The organism is Geomonas oryzisoli, assembly GCF_018986915.1.
GTDB lineage: Bacteria > Desulfobacterota > Desulfuromonadia > Geobacterales > Geobacteraceae > Geomonas > Geomonas oryzisoli.
The window spans coordinates 565,244-583,407 of the sequence record NZ_CP076723.1; the positions used below are offsets into that span (position 1 = coordinate 565,244).

Annotated in this window: 15 protein-coding genes; 7 read left to right on the forward strand and 8 right to left on the reverse strand. The window is 64.1% G+C overall.

All coding sequences use genetic code 11. The annotated features are described in order from the left end of the window. Positions 1 to 2 precede the first annotated feature (2 nt). The 5 genes from ppdK to KP004_RS02520 all read left to right on the forward strand — a co-directional run bounded on the left by ppdK (position 3) and on the right by KP004_RS02520 (position 6,912). The gene (gene ppdK, locus KP004_RS02500; protein WP_216800807.1) at positions 3 to 2,738 is read left to right on the forward strand and encodes a pyruvate, phosphate dikinase; all 2,736 of its coding nucleotides are present in this window, start codon (positions 3 to 5) and stop codon (positions 2,736 to 2,738) included. 156 nt (positions 2,739 to 2,894) lie between these two features. Next, positions 2,895 to 3,095 carry a cold-shock protein gene (locus KP004_RS02505; RefSeq protein WP_199389337.1) on the forward strand — a complete coding sequence of 67 codons (201 nt, stop codon included), beginning with the start codon at positions 2,895 to 2,897 and terminating at the stop codon, positions 3,093 to 3,095. A gap of 83 nt (positions 3,096 to 3,178) precedes the next feature. Next, on the forward strand, positions 3,179 to 3,628 hold the full coding sequence (locus tag KP004_RS02510; protein WP_216800808.1) for a YaaR family protein: 450 nt from the start codon (positions 3,179 to 3,181) through the stop codon (positions 3,626 to 3,628). Positions 3,629 to 3,817: 189 nt separating this feature from the next. Continuing rightward, on the forward strand, positions 3,818 to 4,648 hold the full coding sequence (locus KP004_RS02515; protein ID WP_216800809.1) for a substrate-binding domain-containing protein: 831 nt from the start codon (positions 3,818 to 3,820) through the stop codon (positions 4,646 to 4,648). Then, positions 4,645 to 6,912 carry a putative bifunctional diguanylate cyclase/phosphodiesterase gene (locus KP004_RS02520; protein WP_216800810.1) on the forward strand — a complete coding sequence of 756 codons (2,268 nt, stop codon included), beginning with the start codon at positions 4,645 to 4,647 and terminating at the stop codon, positions 6,910 to 6,912. The genes KP004_RS02515 and KP004_RS02520 overlap by 4 nt, the downstream gene beginning before the upstream one ends. Positions 6,913 to 7,138: 226 nt before the next feature. Here KP004_RS02520 and KP004_RS02525 read toward each other — a convergent pair whose 3' ends face one another. The 6 genes from KP004_RS02525 to KP004_RS02550 form a co-directional block, all read right to left on the reverse strand. Further along, complete coding sequence (locus tag KP004_RS02525; RefSeq protein WP_216800811.1) at positions 7,139 to 7,795, reverse strand: fumarylacetoacetate hydrolase family protein; 657 nt, start codon at positions 7,793 to 7,795, stop codon at positions 7,139 to 7,141. 11 nt (positions 7,796 to 7,806) lie between these two features. Further along, entirely contained in the window at positions 7,807 to 8,760 is a 954-nt protein-coding gene (mnmL, locus tag KP004_RS02530) for a tRNA modification radical SAM protein MnmL/YtqA (RefSeq protein WP_216800812.1), read from the reverse strand. Next, complete coding sequence (thiE, locus tag KP004_RS02535; protein ID WP_216800813.1) at positions 8,761 to 9,423, reverse strand: thiamine phosphate synthase; 663 nt, start codon at positions 9,421 to 9,423, stop codon at positions 8,761 to 8,763. Next, on the reverse strand, positions 9,420 to 10,202 hold the full coding sequence (locus KP004_RS02540) for a thiazole synthase (protein ID WP_216800814.1): 783 nt from the start codon (positions 10,200 to 10,202) through the stop codon (positions 9,420 to 9,422). Before KP004_RS02540 ends, thiE begins: the two co-directional genes overlap by 4 nt. 105 nt (positions 10,203 to 10,307) lie before the next feature. Beyond that, complete coding sequence (thiS, locus tag KP004_RS02545; protein WP_216800815.1) at positions 10,308 to 10,517, reverse strand: sulfur carrier protein ThiS; 210 nt, start codon at positions 10,515 to 10,517, stop codon at positions 10,308 to 10,310. Positions 10,518 to 10,705: 188 nt separating this feature from the next. Next, a complete protein-coding gene (locus KP004_RS02550) occupies positions 10,706 to 12,334 on the reverse strand; it encodes a sensor histidine kinase (protein WP_239026908.1) in 1,629 nt (542 codons plus the stop codon). A gap of 323 nt (positions 12,335 to 12,657) precedes the next feature. Here KP004_RS02550 and KP004_RS02555 point away from each other — a divergent pair, with 323 nt between their 5' ends. Further along, entirely contained in the window at positions 12,658 to 13,440 is a 783-nt protein-coding gene (locus tag KP004_RS02555; protein WP_085813870.1) for an IclR family transcriptional regulator, read from the forward strand. 63 nt (positions 13,441 to 13,503) lie between these two features. Here the strand turns inward: KP004_RS02555 and coaE are convergent, their stop codons facing one another. Next, a complete protein-coding gene (gene coaE / locus KP004_RS02560) occupies positions 13,504 to 14,112 on the reverse strand; it encodes a dephospho-CoA kinase (protein WP_216800816.1) in 609 nt (202 codons plus the stop codon). Between the two features lie 14 nt (positions 14,113 to 14,126). Next, complete coding sequence (locus KP004_RS02565) at positions 14,127 to 15,764, reverse strand: flagellar assembly protein A (protein ID WP_216800817.1); 1,638 nt, start codon at positions 15,762 to 15,764, stop codon at positions 14,127 to 14,129. A gap of 363 nt (positions 15,765 to 16,127) precedes the next feature. On the opposite strand from KP004_RS02565, the gene KP004_RS02570 reads away from it, so the two are divergent. Beyond that, a complete protein-coding gene (locus KP004_RS02570) occupies positions 16,128 to 18,140 on the forward strand; it encodes an FAD-dependent oxidoreductase (protein WP_216800818.1) in 2,013 nt (670 codons plus the stop codon). Positions 18,141 to 18,164: the final 24 nt, after the last annotated feature.

Below are 18,164 nucleotides of genomic sequence, written 5' to 3' on the forward strand. Positions count from 1 at the left end.
ACATGGGAACGCAGTACGTCTACTTTTTTGGCGCAGGCAAGGCTGACGGCAACGCCAAAATGAAGGAACTTCTGGGTGGCAAAGGGGCCAACCTGGCCGAGATGACCGCCATCGGTCTCCCGGTTCCGGCAGGTTTCACCATCACCACGGAGGTCTGCACCGAGTACTACAAGAACAACCAGCAGTACCCGGCCGCACTCGCCGCCGAGGTCGAGGCGAACCTCGCCCGCGTCGAGGGGCTCATGGGCAAGAAGTTCGGCGACGCCCAGAACCCCCTCCTGGTTTCGGTCCGCTCCGGCGCCCGCGCCTCCATGCCGGGCATGATGGACACCATCCTGAACCTGGGCCTTAACGACACCACGGTGCAGGGAATCATCGCCCAGTCCGGTGACGAGCGCTTCGCTTACGACGCCTACCGCCGTTTCGTGCAGATGTACTCCGACGTCGTCATGGGGATGCACAAGGACGAGCTGGAGCACCTTTTGGAGCGCAAGAAAGAGGCGCGCGGCGTGCACCTCGACACCGACCTGAAGGCGTCCGACTGGAAGGAACTGGTCGGCGAGTTCAAGGCGAAGATCAAGGCCACCTTGGGCGTCGACTTCCCGGAAGATCCCAAAGAACAGCTCTGGGGCGCCATCGGCGCCGTGTTCGGCTCCTGGATGAACCAGCGCGCCATCACCTACAGAAAACTCAACAACATCCCGGCCGAGTGGGGCACCGCCGTCAACGTGCAGTCCATGGTGTTCGGCAACATGGGGGATGACTGCGCCACCGGCGTCGCCTTCACCCGCGACCCCTCCACCGGCGAGAACTACTTCTACGGCGAGTACCTGGTCAACGCCCAGGGAGAGGACGTGGTGGCCGGCATCCGCACCCCGCAGCCGATCAACCGCGCGAAATACAAGCCGGGCGACCTCCCCTCCATGGAGGAGGTGCTCCCCGAGTGCTACCAGCAGCTGGTCGGTATCCGCGACATCCTGGAGCGCCACTACAAGGACATGCAGGACATCGAGTTCACCATCGAGAAGGGGATCCTCTACATGCTGCAGTGCAGAAGCGGCAAGAGGACCGCGAAGGCGGCCCTGAAGATCGCCGTGGACATGGTGGCCGAGAAGTTGATCGACGAGAAGACCGCCGTGCTGCGCGTGGCCCCCTCCCAGCTCGACCAGCTGCTGCACCCCTCCCTCGATCCCAAGGCACCCCGTACCGTGATCGCCAAGGGGCTCCCGGCCTCCCCGGGCGCCGCTTCCGGCGAGGTGGTGTTCACCGCCGACGAGGCGGAGAGCGCCGCGAAACTGGGCCACAAGGTGATCCTGGTGCGCGTCGAGACCTCCCCTGAGGACATCCACGGTATGCACGCCGCCCAGGGCATCCTCACCGCCCGCGGCGGCATGACCTCGCACGCGGCGGTGGTCGCCCGCGGCATGGGCAAGTGCTGCGTGGCCGGCTGCGGCGACATCAAGGTCGACTACCACGGCGGCCAGTTCGTCGCCAAGGACGGCACCGTGATCAAGAAGGGTGACGTGATCACCCTGGACGGCTCCACCGGCGAGGTGATGAAAGGGGCGGTGCCCATGGTCGCGGCCGGTGTCGGGGGCGACTTCGCCACCGTCATGGCCTGGGTGGACAAGTTCCGCCGCATGAAGGTCCGCGCCAACGCGGATACCCCGCACGACGCGAAGACCGCGCGCGAGTTCGGCGCCGAGGGTATCGGCCTGTGCCGCACCGAGCACATGTTCTTCGAGGCGGACCGCATCGCCGCGGTGCGCGAGATGATCCTCTCCGCGGACCTCGAAGGCAGGAAGAAGGCGCTCGCCAAGATCCTCCCCATGCAGAAGGGGGACTTCAAGGGGCTCTTCCGCGAGATGAAGGGGCTGCCGGTCACCATTCGCCTGCTCGACCCGCCGCTGCACGAGTTCCTCCCCCAGGAGGACAAGGACATCGAGGCGCTCTCCGCAACCATGGGTGTCTCGGTGCAGACTTTAAAGCACAAGGTCGAGTTCCTGCACGAGTTCAACCCGATGCTCGGCCACCGCGGCTGCCGCCTCGGCGTCACCTTCCCGGAAATCTACGACATGCAGGTCCAGGCCATCATGGAGGCCGCCTGCGAGCTGGTTAAGGACGAAGGCTTCCAGATCGTCCCCGAGATCATGATCCCGCTGGTCGCGGTAACCAAGGAGCTCGCCATCATGCGCGCCAACGCGGTAGCGGTCTGCGAGGAGACCCAGCAGCGCTACGGCGTCAAGGTCGACTACCTGATCGGCACCATGATCGAGCTGCCGCGCGCGGCCATCACCGCCGACAGCATCGCCACCGAGGCCGACTTCTTCTCCTTCGGCACCAACGACCTGACCCAGACCACCTTCGGCCTGTCCCGCGACGACGCCGGCAAGTTCCTCCCCTTCTACGTGGAGAACGGCATCCTTGAGGACGACCCGTTCGTCACCCTGGACCAAAACGGCGTGGGCGCCCTGGTCAGGATGGGATGCGAGAAGGGGCGCGCAACCCGCCCCGGCATCAAGCTCGGCATCTGCGGCGAGCACGGCGGCGACCCGGCTTCCGTCATCTTCTGCGACTCGGTCGGGCTCGACTACGTCTCCTGCTCCCCGTTCCGGGTGCCCATCGCGCGCCTGGCCGCAGCCCACGCGACCCTGAATGCGCAGGCCGCTGCTCCGGCAAAAACTGCCGCAGCGGGAAAGGACAGTGACGCCTTGCAGCAGCCCGTAGCCAGCGCCTGATCCGGCAGGCGGCACGGCCAAGGCGTCGCAAGGGAGCCGGAGAAGCCTTGACACGCTTGATGTAAACGTGTAATAGCGAAATACGCGTCAACGACGCTAACGGGGCGGCCGGGATACCGGCCGCCCTAAACAACGAGCAGTACAGGAGAAAAGGTAATGGCAAACGGTGTAGTGAAATGGTTCAACGACGCGAAGGGGTTTGGCTTCATCGAGCAGGAAAACGGCGCGGATGTTTTCGTGCACTTCTCGGCCATCCAGGGGGACGGCTTCAAATCGTTGGTCGAGGGTGACTCGGTCAGCTTTGACGTGGTCCAGGGCGCCAAGGGCCCGCAGGCCGCCAACGTGGTCAAGAACTAGTTTCCTTTCCTAAGCCTTGGTCCGGCCCCGAATCCGTTCGGGGCCTTTTTAATTTTGCCCGCCCGAGGGTGACCGGTGCCAGCATGCGTATCAACGAAAAGTCGGATTCCCGCAGCATAGCCAAGAAGGAGAAGGGGACTGCTCCCAAGAGCGTCGCCGGAACCAGCGCGCCCCTCTTTGCCGGCCGGCTCGCCGCCGTCGCCAAGTCGAGCACCGAGTATGAAGGCGAGCTGCAGCGCTTAAAGGAAGAGATCGACAAGGCGGGGGACGTCCTGGAGCAGGAGCCGACCATCGCCAACTTCAAGGTCTTCCGCGAGTTGATCGGAACCATGGCGCGCAAGGTCTCCGCCGAGGCCTACCGCATCGAGATGCTGAGCGGCGGGGTCACCGGGCGCAGTCACGAGGTCATCGCCGTGATCGACAAGGAAGCCGATCTCCTCTATCACCTGGTGATGCGGGAGCAGAAGGACCACATCAGGATCGTGGCCCAGATCATCAAGATCAAGGGGCTGGTGGTCGACTTCCTGCTTTAGCATGCACCCCGACGGCCGCCTTCACGATTCTCCTGCCGCACCTCCCCTTCCCGCTGCTATTTCCCGCATAAAGTACTTGAGATCACAGCCGAAAATCCGATAAATCTGTAGGGTTAACGGTAGTCCTTCCGCTACCGCCTCGCCTACCGCGCAGGTCCCAATTCCATTCCGTTTGACAGGAGAGCAACCATGCCATCTTTCGTCAAGTCAGCATTGGCCGTCCTGGCCGTCGTTTCCACCCTTGTGTCCCCCCCGACACCCTCAGCTGCGGAAACCCTCAGGATCAACGGCACCGGTGCAGGCCTGGTGGCCCTGAGGCCGCTGGTGGCAGCGTTCGAAAAGGAAAACCGCGGCGTCGTGGTCGATATGGAGAAAAGCCTCGGGAGTTCGGCCGCCATCAAGGCGTTATCGCGCAACGCGCTGGACCTCGCCGTTTCGGGGCGTCCCCTCAAACCGGCCGAAAGCGCCGAAGGACTGGTCCAGCAGCAGTGGGGGCGTGCTCCCTTTGCCGTGCTGGCCAATCGCCAGGTGCGGGTAACCGGGGTGAGCTTGAACGAGCTGGCGGGAATGTACGGCACGAGCAGCGCCAGGTGGCCCGGCGGCGAGCTGGTCCGGGTGGTGCTGCGCCCCAACGAAGACGTGGACACCAAGCTCACCCGCTCCATGTCGCCGGAGATGGACCGCGGGATGAGTGCCGCCCAGACGCGCAAGGACATGCTGCTGGGGATCACCGACGACGAAGCCTTCGAACTCGTCAAGAAGACGGAAGGGGCAGTGGCGGTGATGGCGCTGTCGCTGCCGCTTTCCCAGCCCAACGCGGTCGCGGTCCTGAAGCTCGGCGGGGTTCAGCCGAGTGTGGCCAACGTCGCTTCGGGCAAGTACCGCTTTGTGAAGGAGATGCACCTGGTGACCAGGAAGGACGCTTCCTCCACGGTTGCCAGATTCATCAAGTTCCTGGACTCCAAAAAGGGCCGTGCCATCGCGGCGAAGCACGGCGTGCTCGTCACCGGGGTTAAATGATCAGGTACAGCCAGTCCATACGGCGCAGCACCACCCTGACCGCGGGGATACTCTCCGCGGTGCTGACCCTGATGCCGCCCGCGATCTACTTCGTGATGGCCTTCTCGCACATGACCGGGGTCATCGAGACGGAGGGGGAGATCAACGCCCGCGTGGTGGGGACGCTGATAGTCGCGAACCCGAAGATGTGGGAGTTCGAGGAGTTGCGCCTGAGGGAGCTACTGGCGCGCCGTTCCACGGAAACCGCTGAAAAGCGGGTGCTTTACAACCTCAAGGGGGTGGTGATCGCCGAGAGCTCGGACAAGTTGCTTTCGCCGCTTTTATCCCAGTCATTTCCGGTGTACGATGCCGGGCACCAGGTTGCCAGACTGGAGGTGTCGCGGTCCCTGGCACCGACCCTCATGGTGACTGCGCTGCTCTTCTGTCTGGGGGCTCTCACCGCCGGCTTCACCTTCTTCCGGCTGCGCACCGTGCCCCTCAGAGCCATAGAGGAAGCCTATCGCACCCTCAAACAGAGCGAGGAGAAGTACCGCTCGGTCTACGAGTCGCTCAACGAGGGGCTGGCCCTGTACCGCACCGTGCCCGGGAGCGGGGGGGAGACCGACCTCGTGCTCGCCGACATCAACCCCGTCGCCGTATCGGTCTTCGGCTTCGGACGCGACGACATCGGCAAGAGCATCCTGCAGGTGCAGGGGGGGCTGTTCGCGCCGGTCCGGGAGGCGCTCCGGCGGGAGTCGGGCGAGGTGAGCCTGGAACTGGAGCAGGAAGGGGCGGGGCGGGTCTTCACGGTGAACGCGTTTCCCATGGGGGACGGGATGGTGGCGACCCTGTTTGAGGACGTCACCGAGAAGAAGCGCAGCGCCGAACAGCTGGAGAATCTCGCCTACTACGACAGCCTCACCGGCCTTTTGAACCGGCGCATGCTGCTGGACCGGATGGAGCACACCATCGGCATGGCCCAGCGCGAAGGGATCAAGATGGCCACCCTCTTCTTCGACCTGAACGGGTTCAAGCCGATCAACGACACGCTGGGGCATGAGGCGGGGGACCAGATCCTGATCGAGGTGGCCCGGCGCTTGAAAAACGGGGTGCGCAAGAAGGACACCCTGGCGCGGCTGGGGGGGGACGAGTTCGTGGTGGTGGCGACCCTGGATACGGAGGAAAACGCTAGTTGCATCGCGCAGAACCTGCTCAGGAAGCTCACTCCGGTGTACGAGGTGGGCGGCAGGGAGGTCTACGTGGGAGCGAGCATTGGCATCTCGATCTATCCCGACGACGGCATCTCCCCCGAGACGCTGCTCAAGAACGCGGACATTGCCATGTACAACGCCAAGAAACCGGGCGTGGACTTCTGTTTCTACAGCGCGCAGATGAACCAGAAGCTCCTCGAGCGGACACGGCTCGAGTTCGAGCTCTGGATGGCGCTGGAGCGGGAGGAGTTCTTCCTTGAGTACCAGCCCATCGTGGACGCCCGCACCGGCAGGATCGCCGCGGTGGAGGCGCTGGTACGCTGGATGAGTCCGGAAAAGGGGCGGGTGATGCCGGACTCCTTCATCCCGCTCGCCGAGGCTACCGGCATCATCGTGCCGCTGGGAGAATGGGTGCTGAAGACGGCCTGCACGAAGCTGCAGCAGTGGCTCGACGCGGGGTGTCTGCCGCTCAGGATGTCCGTCAACATCTCGGGGTGTCAGTTCATGCGCAGTGAACTGTGCCGTCTCGTCGAGGAGGCGGCGGACCAAAGCGGCGTGGATCTCGCCCTCCTCGAACTGGAACTCACCGAGACCTGCCTCATCAAGGACGTGGAGGAGACTGCCACCAAACTGTGGCACCTGAAGGGGCTCAACGTCTCCATCGGCATCGACGATTTCGGCACGGGCTATTCGTCGCTGCAGTATCTGAAGAACTTCCCCATCGACCACCTGAAGATCGACCGCGCCTTCATCAAGAACGTCTGTGAGCTTCCCGACGAACGCGCCATCGTGGATGCCATCATCGGCATCGCCAAGGCGATGGAGCTGCACGTGATCGCCGAGGGGGTGGAAACCCTGGAACAGGCGGAATACCTGGGACATCGTGGCTGCGACGAACTGCAGGGGTACTACTACCACCGCCCGCTCTCAGAGGAGCGCCTGCTCGAGGTGCTTCGGGAGGAGCGGGAGCGGCTGGCGCCGCCGGCAGGGGGCGCGGGAACAGGCGGGGAAGGAGATTCAAAAGCGGGCGATGCGGGGGGCGCAGGGGCGCCCGTGACGGCACAGCCGGTCTGAACGGCCGGTGTGGAAACGGAAAAAGGGGGCTCGTTCGAGCCCCCTTTTTTTTTAACTGCAGCCGCACCCTTTGGAGTTGTCTCCGCTCAGGGGGAGTTTCTTGCCACACTTCTGGCACCGCCAGAAGAGGCCACCTCAACCCGGCATCAGGATCATGAGCCCCTGGCAGTCGGGGCAGCTTTTCTCGTTGGTCATATGCAAACCTCCTTTGTTGGGTGAAGCCTCTTTACCTTACCGAAACGGCGATGCTCCCCACCCCGGCGATCTCGGCGACCACCCGGTCGCCGCTCTTGATCGGGCCGACGCCCGCGGGCGTGCCGGTCAGTACCAGGTCCCCCGGCTCCAGCGTGAAGATGGAGGAGAGGTAGCTCAACAGCTCGGGGATGCGGTGGATCATGAGATCGGTGCCGCCGTCCTGGCGCTTCTCGCCGTTCACGGCGAGGGTGATGCGCAACTGGTGCGGGTCGGCCACCTGCGCGGCGGGAACGAACGGGGACAGCGGGCAGGCGGTGTCGAACCCCTTGGCGATGTCCCAGGGGAGCCCCTTCTTTTTCAGTTCCGCCTGCACGTCACGCAGGGTCAGGTCGATGGCGACGGCGTACCCCGCCACGTGGGAGAGCGCCCGCTCGGGGGGGATGTTGCTCCCCGTGCTGCCGATCATAAGCGCCAGTTCCGCCTCGTGGTGGCAGTCGCTGGAATAGGAGGGGATCACGATCTCCTCCCCCGCGCCGATCACGCTGGAGGCGGGCTTGGTGAAGATCACCGGACGCTCCGGGGTCTCGTTGCCCAGCTCCTTGATGTGGTCCGCGTAGTTGCGCCCGATGCAGAGGATCTTGCCGATCCGTACCGGCTCCGCGGAGCCGATCAGTTGTGCCGTCTTCATGGTTCTCCTCTTCAGGCCGCCCTGACCTCGCTGTTCAGCCGGCATCCCTGCCAGCTGCCGCGCCTTCTCAGCTCGTTGATCACGGCGTACCACATCTGGTTGTTCTTCAGGTTCCAGTTCGGCGCGACCCGGATGGCAAGGGGCGCCGAGCCGTACAGCCGCTGCACGGTGACCCGCGCCGGGAGCTCCTCAAGGAAGTCGCAGACGGTCGCCACGTACTCGTCGATGCCGATCGGCTGCCAGCTCCCGTCCCGGTACATCTCGGCGAGCCTCGTGTTCTCGACCGCGTGCAGCTGGTGCAGCTTCACCGAGTTGACCGGGAGACCGGCGATGAGGCGGGCGGTCTTCAGGAAGCCGCTCCTGGTTTCGCCGGGGAAGCCGTAGATCAGATGGGTGCAGATCTCGAGGCCGCGTCCGGAGAGCCGCTCGACCGCGTCGAGGTACTCGGCCAGGGTGTGGCCGCGGTTGATCCGGGAGAGGATGGCGTCGTCCATGGACTGCAGGCCGAGCTCCACGCAGACGTAGTGCTCGCGGGCCAGGTCGGTCAGCAGTTCGACTGCGGCCGGGCTCAGCGAATCGGGGCGGGTCCCCACCGAGATGCCCAGGACGTCCGGGTGGGCCAGGGCGCGCCGGTACAGGTCCGCCAGCTTGTCCGCCGGGCCGTAGGTGTTGGTGTACTTCTGGAAGTAGACGATGAACTTCTCGCTCCCCAGCCGCTCGCGGTGGTAGGCCATCCCCGCCGCCATCTGCTCCTCGACCGGGATCAGGGCCTGGGTCTCCTTGGGAGAGAAGGAACTGTTGTCGCAGTAGATGCATCCGCCGGTGCCGCGGCTGCCGTCGCGGTTGGGGCAGGTGAAGCCGCCGTCCACGTTCACCTTGCTGACGCGGCAGCCGAAGCGGCGCCTTACGTACGAGCCGTAGGAATTGATGCGGAGTTCGCTATGGATCGGTTCGCCGAGTGTCATCTAGACGTGGTGCTCCTCGATTGGGGGAAGCAGGGCCAGAAGCCTCTTGGCAGCGTCGCGCGGGTCGGGCGCGGAGAGGATGGCGGAGATGAGGGCGATGCCGCGCGCCTCTCCGGCGATGACTTCGGCGCAGTTGTCCAGGTTCACCCCACCCAGGGCGAACACCGGGATCTGCAGCAGCTGCGCCACACTGTTCAGTTTCTCGACCCCCACCGGACCGCCGTACTCGGCCTTGCTGGGGGTGTAGTAGACCGGGCCGAAGGTGATGAAGTCGGCCCCCATTTCCTGGGCCGTGACCGCCTGGGTCTGGTTATGGCAGGAAACGCCGATCAGCTTGCGCTCGCCCAGAAGCCTCCTCACCTTGTACAGCGGCAGGCTGGAGCTGCCGATATGCACGCCGTCGGCATCGACCGCGAGCGCCACGTCCACCCGGTCGTTCACGAAGAGCTTTGCGCCGTAGCGGGAGGTGAGGCGGCGCAGTTCCTGGGCCGTCTCGTAGAGGTCCTTTGTGCTGGCGGCCCCCTTGTCCCTGAGTTGCACGGCGCGCACGCCCCCCCTCAGGGCCTCCTCGACCACGAACTCCAGGTTGCGCCCGAGGGTCTCGCCGCGCCCGGTGATCAGGTAGAGGTTGAAGTCAATCCAGGGGGAATCGAGGCCTTTCACGCGATCAGCCCCGCCAGCGGAGAGGATGCGGTGGCGTAGAGTTTCCTCGGGATGCGTCCCGCGCGGTAGGCGAGCCTGCCGGCGCGGACCGCGAGATTCATCGCCTCGGCCATGGCGACCGGGTCCTGGGCCCCGGCGATGGCGGTGTTCATGAGCACGCCGTCGCAGCCAAGCTCCATGGCGATGGCCGCGTCGGAGGCGGTGCCTACGCCGGCATCCACGATGACCGGGACCTTGACCGTCTCCAGGATGATCTGGATGTTGTACGGGTTGCGGATGCCCAGGCCGGAACCGATCGGCGCCCCCAGCGGCATCACCGCGGCGCACCCCATGTCCTCCAGCTTCTTGCAGATGATCGGGTCGTCGCTGGTGTAGGGGAGCACGGTGAACCCTTCGGCGATGAGGACCTTGGCGGCTTTGAGCAGTTCCTCGTTGTTGGGAAAGAGCGTCTTCTCGTCGCCGAGCACCTCGAGTTTCACGAAGTCGGAAAGCCCCGCCTCACGCGCGAGCCGGCAGGTGCGGATGGCATCCTCGGCGGTGTAGCAGCCGGCGGTGTTGGGAAGCAGGGTGTATTTCTTCAGGTCGATGTGGTCCAGCAGGGATTCCTTGCTCCGGTCCGAGATGTTCACCCTTCTCACCGCAACGGTGATGATCTGGGCGCCGGAGACCTCGATGGCGCGCACCATCTGCTGGAAATCGGCGTATTTGCCGGTTCCCACCATGAGGCGGGAGTCGAATTCGCGTCCTGCGATGATGAGCTTGTCGTTTGTTACGGGCATCACTGTTCTCCAATCGGTAGCGTCTTGTCAGAATAGGTCGGTTCGATCCGGCTGCCGCGGGGCGGCCAGGTGAGCGGGGGGCGGGCTTTGTCCGCTGCGGGGGTGCTAGCCGCGGCCGGCGCCCCCTCCCACGAAATGGACGATCTCCAGGGCATCCCCATCCTTCAGCAGGGTGGTCTCGTACTGCGCCTTGGGAAGGATGTCCATGTTCAGCTCGACCGCGACACGGCGCGGGTCGATGCCGAGGGAGACCAGGTACTGCTGAACCGTGAGGGGGTCGATCGATACGGCTTCGCCGTTGGTGGTGATGTTCACTGCGGCTCCGGTACTGCGTGACGTTGGGGCTGGCCAGACGGGCTGCGGCACGGCGCGAGCCGGGCGTGACCCGACCGTAAACTAACAATACGGCCCCACGCTGTCAATCGTTTTCTTCCGCGCAGTTGCGCCCGGTAGGGGCCGCCGGGAGGGGGCGGGGCGGCGGGAAACGCCGTCGCGTATACGGCTTACGCTTCTCCCGGTCGGGCATCGAGGTCGAAGCGCCCCGGGTCGGGAAGTCGGGGCGGCGGGGTGTCCTGCTGCGGGATGGGCAGAAAGATGGTGAAGCTGGTTCCCACCCCCTCCTCGCTTTGCACCTCGATGCGCCCGCCGTGCTCCTGGATGATGCCGTAGGAGACGGAGAGCCCGAGGCCGGTCCCCTTGTTGGACTTGGTGGTGAAGAACGGGTCGAAGATGCGGTGCAGGTTGGCTTCGGAGATGCCGCAGCCGTTGTCGCTTATCTTGATGAAGGCCTGCCCCTGCACCGGATCGATGCCGGTAACCACCATGACCATCCCCTCGCCGCGCAGCGCGTGCCCCGCGTTGACCAGCATGTTCACCAGCACCTGCTCGATCTGGTTCGGGTCGAGCAGCAGCGGCGGGATCCGGCCGGTGTAGTTGCGGGCGATGGTGACGTCCTGGAACAGGATCTGGTGCCGGACCAGTTCGAGCGCCGCGTCGGAGATGTCGTTGAGGGAGCATGGGGCCTTCTGCGGCGGTGCGCAGCGGGCGAACTCCAGGAGCCCCTTGACGATGCCTGCGCAGCGCTTGGTTTCCCTGAGCACCGTCTCGATGTCGCTTTTGAGGGCCGGGTCGAGCTTGGGGTTGCTCTGGATCAGGGAGGCGAACACCAGGATGCCGGTGAGCGGGTTGTTGATCTCGTGGGCGATGCCGGCCACCAGCTCCCCCAGCGAGGCGAGCTTCTCGGACCGGATCAGCTGCGCCTGCATCCGCGTGATCTCCTGGGTCCGCTGTTGCACTATCTGCTCGAGGTCGCGCCCCCACCCCTCCAGCTCCTGCCGCGCCTTCTTTAAGTTCAGGGTCATGGTGTTGAAGGAGTCGGCCAACTCCCCCAGCTCGTCGTTGGCGAAGCTGTGCACCAGCCCGTCCAGTTCGCCCCGCGCCAGCATCTGGGTGTGCTCCAAGAGTTCCCGGACCGGACGGTTGACCAGTTTTTGGGTGAAATAGGTGAGGCTCAACGAGGTGAGGGTGATGAGGAGCAGGGTCAGCAGCAGCATGCGGCTGCGGTAGGCGTCCAGCAGGGAGTGCATCCTGTCCAGCGGCACCACCACGTCCAGCACGCCCAGCACCTTGAACTGCTCCGGGTGGAAGTGGCAGCTCGCCGTGTAGCAGCTCTCCTCGTTGTAGATGGCGTTGGTGATGCCGAGGAACTCGGCGCCGGACTTGCCGTAGAAGCGGCGGCTGCGGTTTTTGGAGGGGGCGGTCAAAAGAAGCTCGGGGCCGCCGTGGCAGACCGCGCAGACCTCCGAGTGCTTCCCCAGCACCGTTCCGGTCTCCGCGTCGTCGGTGGAAAAGATGATGCGTCCGGTCTTGTTGATGAGCCGGATCCGCTCCACCCCCTGCTGGTTGCCGATTTCCTCGATGGTCTTGTAGAACAGGGGACGGTCGTCCCTGAGCATCTGGTTGTGGGTGGTGCGGATGATGGTCTCGGTGATGTGGTCGGCCTCGGAAATCGCCTCCTGCAGCAGCAGCCCCTTGAGGCTTCTCAGGTTCAGGTAGGCGAACAGGGCCATGGTGCATAAAAGCACCAGTCCGATGGCCAGGGCAAGCTTGGAAATCAGGTTGAGACGCACCATGGCTCTCCGCCGATTCGCCGGCGCCGATGCCCGGGCGCCAGCCTTCAAGTTCGCTGCGCGCGAACGTGTTGTCGCTTGACTTTTCTAGAACATAATTCTATATTTTGCGTGTATGACACTATCCGGCGCCGCATCGTGCCGACTTTACCCGTAGAAGCTGTTTTACCGCCCGCTCCATGAGAGGGGGATGGCAGGGGTACAGGTAGGGCGAGTTTAAACACATTAAAAGCGTTTATCAAGCGATTTATTTTCTTGACACGGCTTGTCAAATGGCCTAGTTAATATTGTTTGAAATTTTTTTCTGATATTTATAGGTGCAGCCAATGGCGAAAAAAGAGAAATCTGAGTACATCATTCAGGCCGTCTCCCACGCACTCGACCTCCTGGAACAGTTCCACGACGAGGTGGACGAACTGGGCGTTACCGAGCTGAGCAAGAGGCTGAAGCTTCACAAGAACAACGTTTTCCGTCTTCTGGCTACCCTGGAGTCGCGGAACTACATAGAGCAGAACAAGGTAACTGAAAACTACCGGCTGGGGCTCAAGACCCTGGAGCTGGGGCAGACCTTCATCAAGCAGATGGGTCTTTTGCGCCAGTCCCGCCCGGTGCTCGAGGCGCTGGTCAAGGAGTGCAACGAGACCACCTACGTTGCCATCCTCAAGGAGTTCCACATCGTCTACCTCGACGTGGTGGAGACCGACCTTACCGTCAGGGTGGTACCGCGCGTCGGCGCCCGCCTCCCGGCCTACTGCACCGCCGCCGGCAAGGTTCAGATCGCCTACATGACCGACGAGGAGCTGGAGAACTACCTCCCCACCAAGGAAATGAAGCGCTACACCCCGAAGACGGTCACCGACCGCGAGGAGCTCAAGAAGCACCTCAAGGTGATCGCCGAGCAGGGCTACGCCATCGACGACGAGGAGATGGATGTCGGCGTCAAGTGCGTGGGCGCCCCGATCCGCGACTACACCCGTCGCATCATCGGCGCGGTGAGCATCTCGGGCCCCTCGATGCGCTTCACCGACGAGCGGCTGGAGAAGGAACTGATCCCGCTGGTGATCCGCTCCGGCGAGGAGATCTCCCAGAAGCTTGGCTACCACAAATAGTAATGAAAAGGCCCCCGCCGCAAGCGGGGGCCTTTTTCGTTGTACCTTGTCTCCCGTCCCGGCTCATTCCCGCTGCCGGTCCGCTATCTCCTCGCGCCACAGCCTCAGTACCTGCGCCTCCAGTTCCTCCCTGCTGCCGCGGTTGTCGATGACGATCTGCCCCAGCTTCCTCTTTTCTTCCATGGGCATCTGCGACGCTATCCGCGAGAGCGCCGCCTCCCGCGAGAGGCCGTCGCGCGCCATCAGGCGTGCCAGCTGGGTCTCCTGGTCCAGGTAGACCACCCAGACCTCGTGGACCCGGGACACGATCCCCGCCTCGAAGAGAAGCGGAGCCACGTAGAAGGCGGTACCGGTGCCGGCGTCCCTGAGGCGCTGCAGCTTTTCCTCCGCCCTTTTCCTGATGGCGGGGTGGGTGATCCCCTCCAGCGTGCGCCGTGCCGACGCGTCCGCGAATACGATCTCCCCCAGGGCTGCGCGGTTCAGGGTGCCGTCGGGGTTGAGCACCTTGGCTCCGAAGGCCGCCACGATCTGCGCCAGGGCCTCCTCGCCCGGCTGCACCACCTCCCGCGCCAGCTGGTCGGCGTCGATCACCGCCGCCCCCAGTTTCTCGAAGAGGTGCGCCGCGCTGGTCTTGCCCGATGCGATCCCCCCGGTGAGTCCTATGATGCGCATGCCGCTCCCTTGTTTCAGTACGCTACCCCCTGTTCGCCCAGGGTGAAGGTCGGATTGGTGAGGTCCTCCTCGACGAGGAAGGTGCTGGAGCCGATCCTGATCTGCGCCCCCAGGAAGGCGTCGCGTTCCACCTCCACCCGGGCTTGGGCGTTGATCTCCAGACGTTTCTGCAGCCTTTTCTTCTCGCCGGTCAACTCCGCCAGCTCTCCCTGGCACTTGGTGTAGATGCGCTGCTTCAGATTCAAAAGCCCCGCCTCCATGCTGCCGGGGTTTTCCTTGACGTAGGCCAGGGTCTTGGTGAGCTCGTCCAGCTGCCGCTGCTTCTCGGCCAGGTTTTCCTGCACCATCTCGAGTTTGCGGTTCAGTGCCGGGTCGACGCCCACCTCGATGACGGTGGGGACTCCGGCGTGGGAGCCGATCACCACCGCGTGCACCAGGGAAACGGCACGGCAGACCCCCCCGATGATGTGCCCCTTGCGCCCACCTTTTTCGCCGACCAGGATGCTGCCGCCGGAGGTGAGCTCGCTTTGCATGGCGAGTTCGCGGATGACGATGTCGCCGCAAGCGCTGATGGCGGCATTTTCGGCGAACTGCACGGTCACTGTCCCTCCCGCCTCCAGTTGGGCCATTTCCTGCCGGCTCACCATCTTGCCGGGCTGAGTGGCATGGCCGTGGCCGATCACCCCCCCCTGAATCACGATGTTGCCTCCCGCCTTGACCCGGGCGGCCTCAACCACCCCGCCCACGGTGATGTCCTCGGTGGCGGTGACCTCCATCCCCTCGCTGACGTCGCCGGAAATCTCCAGCGACCCCTTGAAGTGCAGGTTCCCGGTTGAGAGGTCGACCCGTTTCAGCTTGAAGACCGGGTCGACGTTGACGCCACGCGGCACGATGGTCGGGTAGCCGGAGATGGCGGCGACCAGCAGATCGCAGTCTTTCAGGTCGCAGGCGATGCCGGTCAGGTTGTCGGCGAAGGGGAGGTCTGTCCCGTCCGTGGTGGGAAGCTCCACGCCGATAAGGTTCACTCCCGGGACCCCGACGGTCGGGTGGGTGCGCCGCAAAAGCGGGTCGCCGAGGCTTACGCTGACGATGTCGCCCAGGTTTCTGTAGTCGGCCGTGTCGTTGTCGGACAGTTGCGGCATCTGGGTCGCCATCTCGGGGATGAGGCTGATGAACTGACTGTCCTCACCCGGGATGGGAGGGGTTCCCTGGGCGATGACCACTTTGCCGGCCTCTCCGGCCTCCACTGCGGCCTTGATCTCGTCATAAAGGATGCCGCACACCACCCCCTCGCGGGCGAGCGCCTGCTCCACCTCTTCGAAGGTGATGCGGCGCCCGCCGTGGGCGGGTTGGATGGTCATGGTCGCCGTCATCATGTCGTCGGAGAGCTGCAGGACGAAGCTTGCGTCGCGCCGCTCGCCGATCTGCAGGGTGAAGCCGACCGGGGAAACGGCGCAGCGCTGCAGTAGCTGCTCCAGGGCGTCCTGGGAGATGAACAGCTCCCCGTACCCCAGCGCCGCAATCGCCTCGCGCAACTGCCCGGCATCCACCGCGCGCCGCTGGGTGACCGGGGTGTACTGCGCCTGCAGGGACTTCTGGTCCGGGCTCAGTTGCAGTTTGAGGCCGGTGCCGTCGAGAATGTCGGTCTCCATGACCCCCTCCGGTACGCCCACAGGATGTTCATGGGCGCTTCCAGATTAAGTATCGGCAGCACCAGCGAAAAGTTGAATTCATCTTTACCGGAGCGCCGGGCCGTGACGGGGCGATGTTAGGGCGTAACGGCGACAAAAACAACCATTAATTGCAGCTATGCGAAGGAGCGCCCGGCGCCGTGGTCGGCACCTGTTGTATACGCCCTACCACAGCGATAATCCGAATGATTTTTAGCTTGATTAGAGCCGAGTGATGTGGTAAAAACTGGATACTGTATACAATGTGCACCGGACAATTTACTTAATAAATGTAAATATTTAGCCGATAATGCGGCCAATTTTACAGCTATTTCGGAGGCCTAAGTGGCAGAGGTAGTTTTTTCCAGCTGGGGCAGAAACATAGTTGACAACCGCAAGGGGGGCGAGAAGAAGGATGTCTCCTTCAAACTGCCCGCCACCTACGACGGCGATCGGCCGCTTTCGGCTTTCATCGGCTGGGATGGCATCATTTTGTACAACAAGGATGTCGATATCCCTGCCATGGTCGCCGAGTACATGAAGCGGGTGCAGACCAAGTACGTCTGCGGGAAGTGCACCCCGGGCAAGAAGGGGACCCGTGTCATCATGGACGCCCTGGCCGGGATCATGGAGGGGCGCGGCAAGGAAGAGGACCTGGACTCGATCCTCGACGTGGGGAGCGTGCTGTCGCACTGCAAGTGCACCCTCTGTCCGAGCTCGGCGGTGCCGGTCATCGACGCCGTCACCCATTTCCGCGACGCCTTCGTGAACTACATTCGCGGCGCCAAGAGCCTCTCCTCGGAGTTCCGCTACATCGAGAAGTACACCGCTCCCTGCATGGACAAGTGCCCGGCCCACATAGACATTCCGGCGTACATCGAGGCGGTCAAGGACTACCGCTTCGGCGACTCCCTGGCCACCATCCGCGAGTCGATGCCGCTGCCGTCGGTCTGCGGCCGCGTCTGCCCGCACCCGTGCGAGACCGCCTGCCGCAGGAAGAACGTGGACGATTCCATCAACATCATGGTGCTCAAGCGCAGCGCCTCCGACTACGAGTGGCAGCACGGCCACCTGCCGCCCATGGCTCCCAAGGCGAAGCAGTCCAAGAAGATCGCCGTGGTGGGTGCCGGCCCGGCCGGTCTCGCCGCCGCTTACTACCTGGCCCTGGAAGGGTACCCGGTCACCATCTACGAGGCGCTTCCCTTGGGCGGCGGCATGGTTGCCGTGGGTATCCCTCCGTACCGCCAGCCGCGCCACCTGCTGCAGCGCGACATCGACATCATCCAGGAACTCGGCGTCGAGATCGTCTACAACACCCGGGTGGGCAAGGACATCACCCTCGACGAGCTGAGGAAGAAGTTCGACGCCGTGCTCCTCGCGCCGGGCGCGCACCGCTCCAAGCCGATGGGCGTCGAAGGTGAGGACAAGGGGTACAAGGGCTTCCTGACCGGCGGTATCGATTTTCTGAGAAACGTCTACCTCGGCCTTCCCACGGGGATGGGCAAGAAGGTATTCGTGGTCGGCGGCGGCAACACCGCCATCGACTGCGTCAGGGTGGCCTTGCGTGAGGGTGCCGAAGAGAGCGTGCTGGTCTACCGCCGCTCCCGTAACGAGATGCCTGCGGACGTCTGGGAGGTCGACGGGGCGGACGAGGAAGGGGTGCGCTTCGAGTTCCAGGTACTCCCGACCAAGGTCATCGCCAACGAGAACAACGAGGTCACCGGGGTCGAGTTGATCAGGATGGCTCTCGGCGAGCCGGATGCCTCCGGGCGCCGTCGTCCGGAACCGGTGCCGGGCTCCGAGTTCGTCATCGAGTGCGACACCATCATCCCGGCCATCGGCCAGGACGCCGACCTCTCCTTCATCCCGGCCGATGCCGGCATCGACACCACCAAATGGAGCACCATCGTCACCAAGTACGTGCCGCTCAAGGGGCACGACGGCAAGGACCTGAAGGACGGCATGGGCAACATGCTCTCCAGGAACCTGATCACCGACTGCGACGGCGTCTTCGCCTCCGGCGACGCCGAGATCGGCCCGCTCACCGTCGTCGCCTGCGTCGGCAACGGCCACCGCGCCGCCAAGGTGATCCAGCGCTACCTCGAAGGGAAGGGCGTCGAGCTCACCGACGACGAGCGGATGGAGGACATCCTCACCTACTTCGGCGTCTACGACAAGAACGAGAACGTGCAGTGGCTGGACAGCGCCGCCCGCGAGCACCAGAAAGAGGTGCACGGCAAGGAGAGGGCGAGCTACAAGAACTACTGCGAGGTGGAACTGGGCTACGCCAACAGCCAGGCGGTGCGGGAGGCCGAAAGGTGCCTGCGCTGCTACCGGGTCGCCATGGTGGCCGTCTAAGGGCAGCCGCACCCGGACCTATTG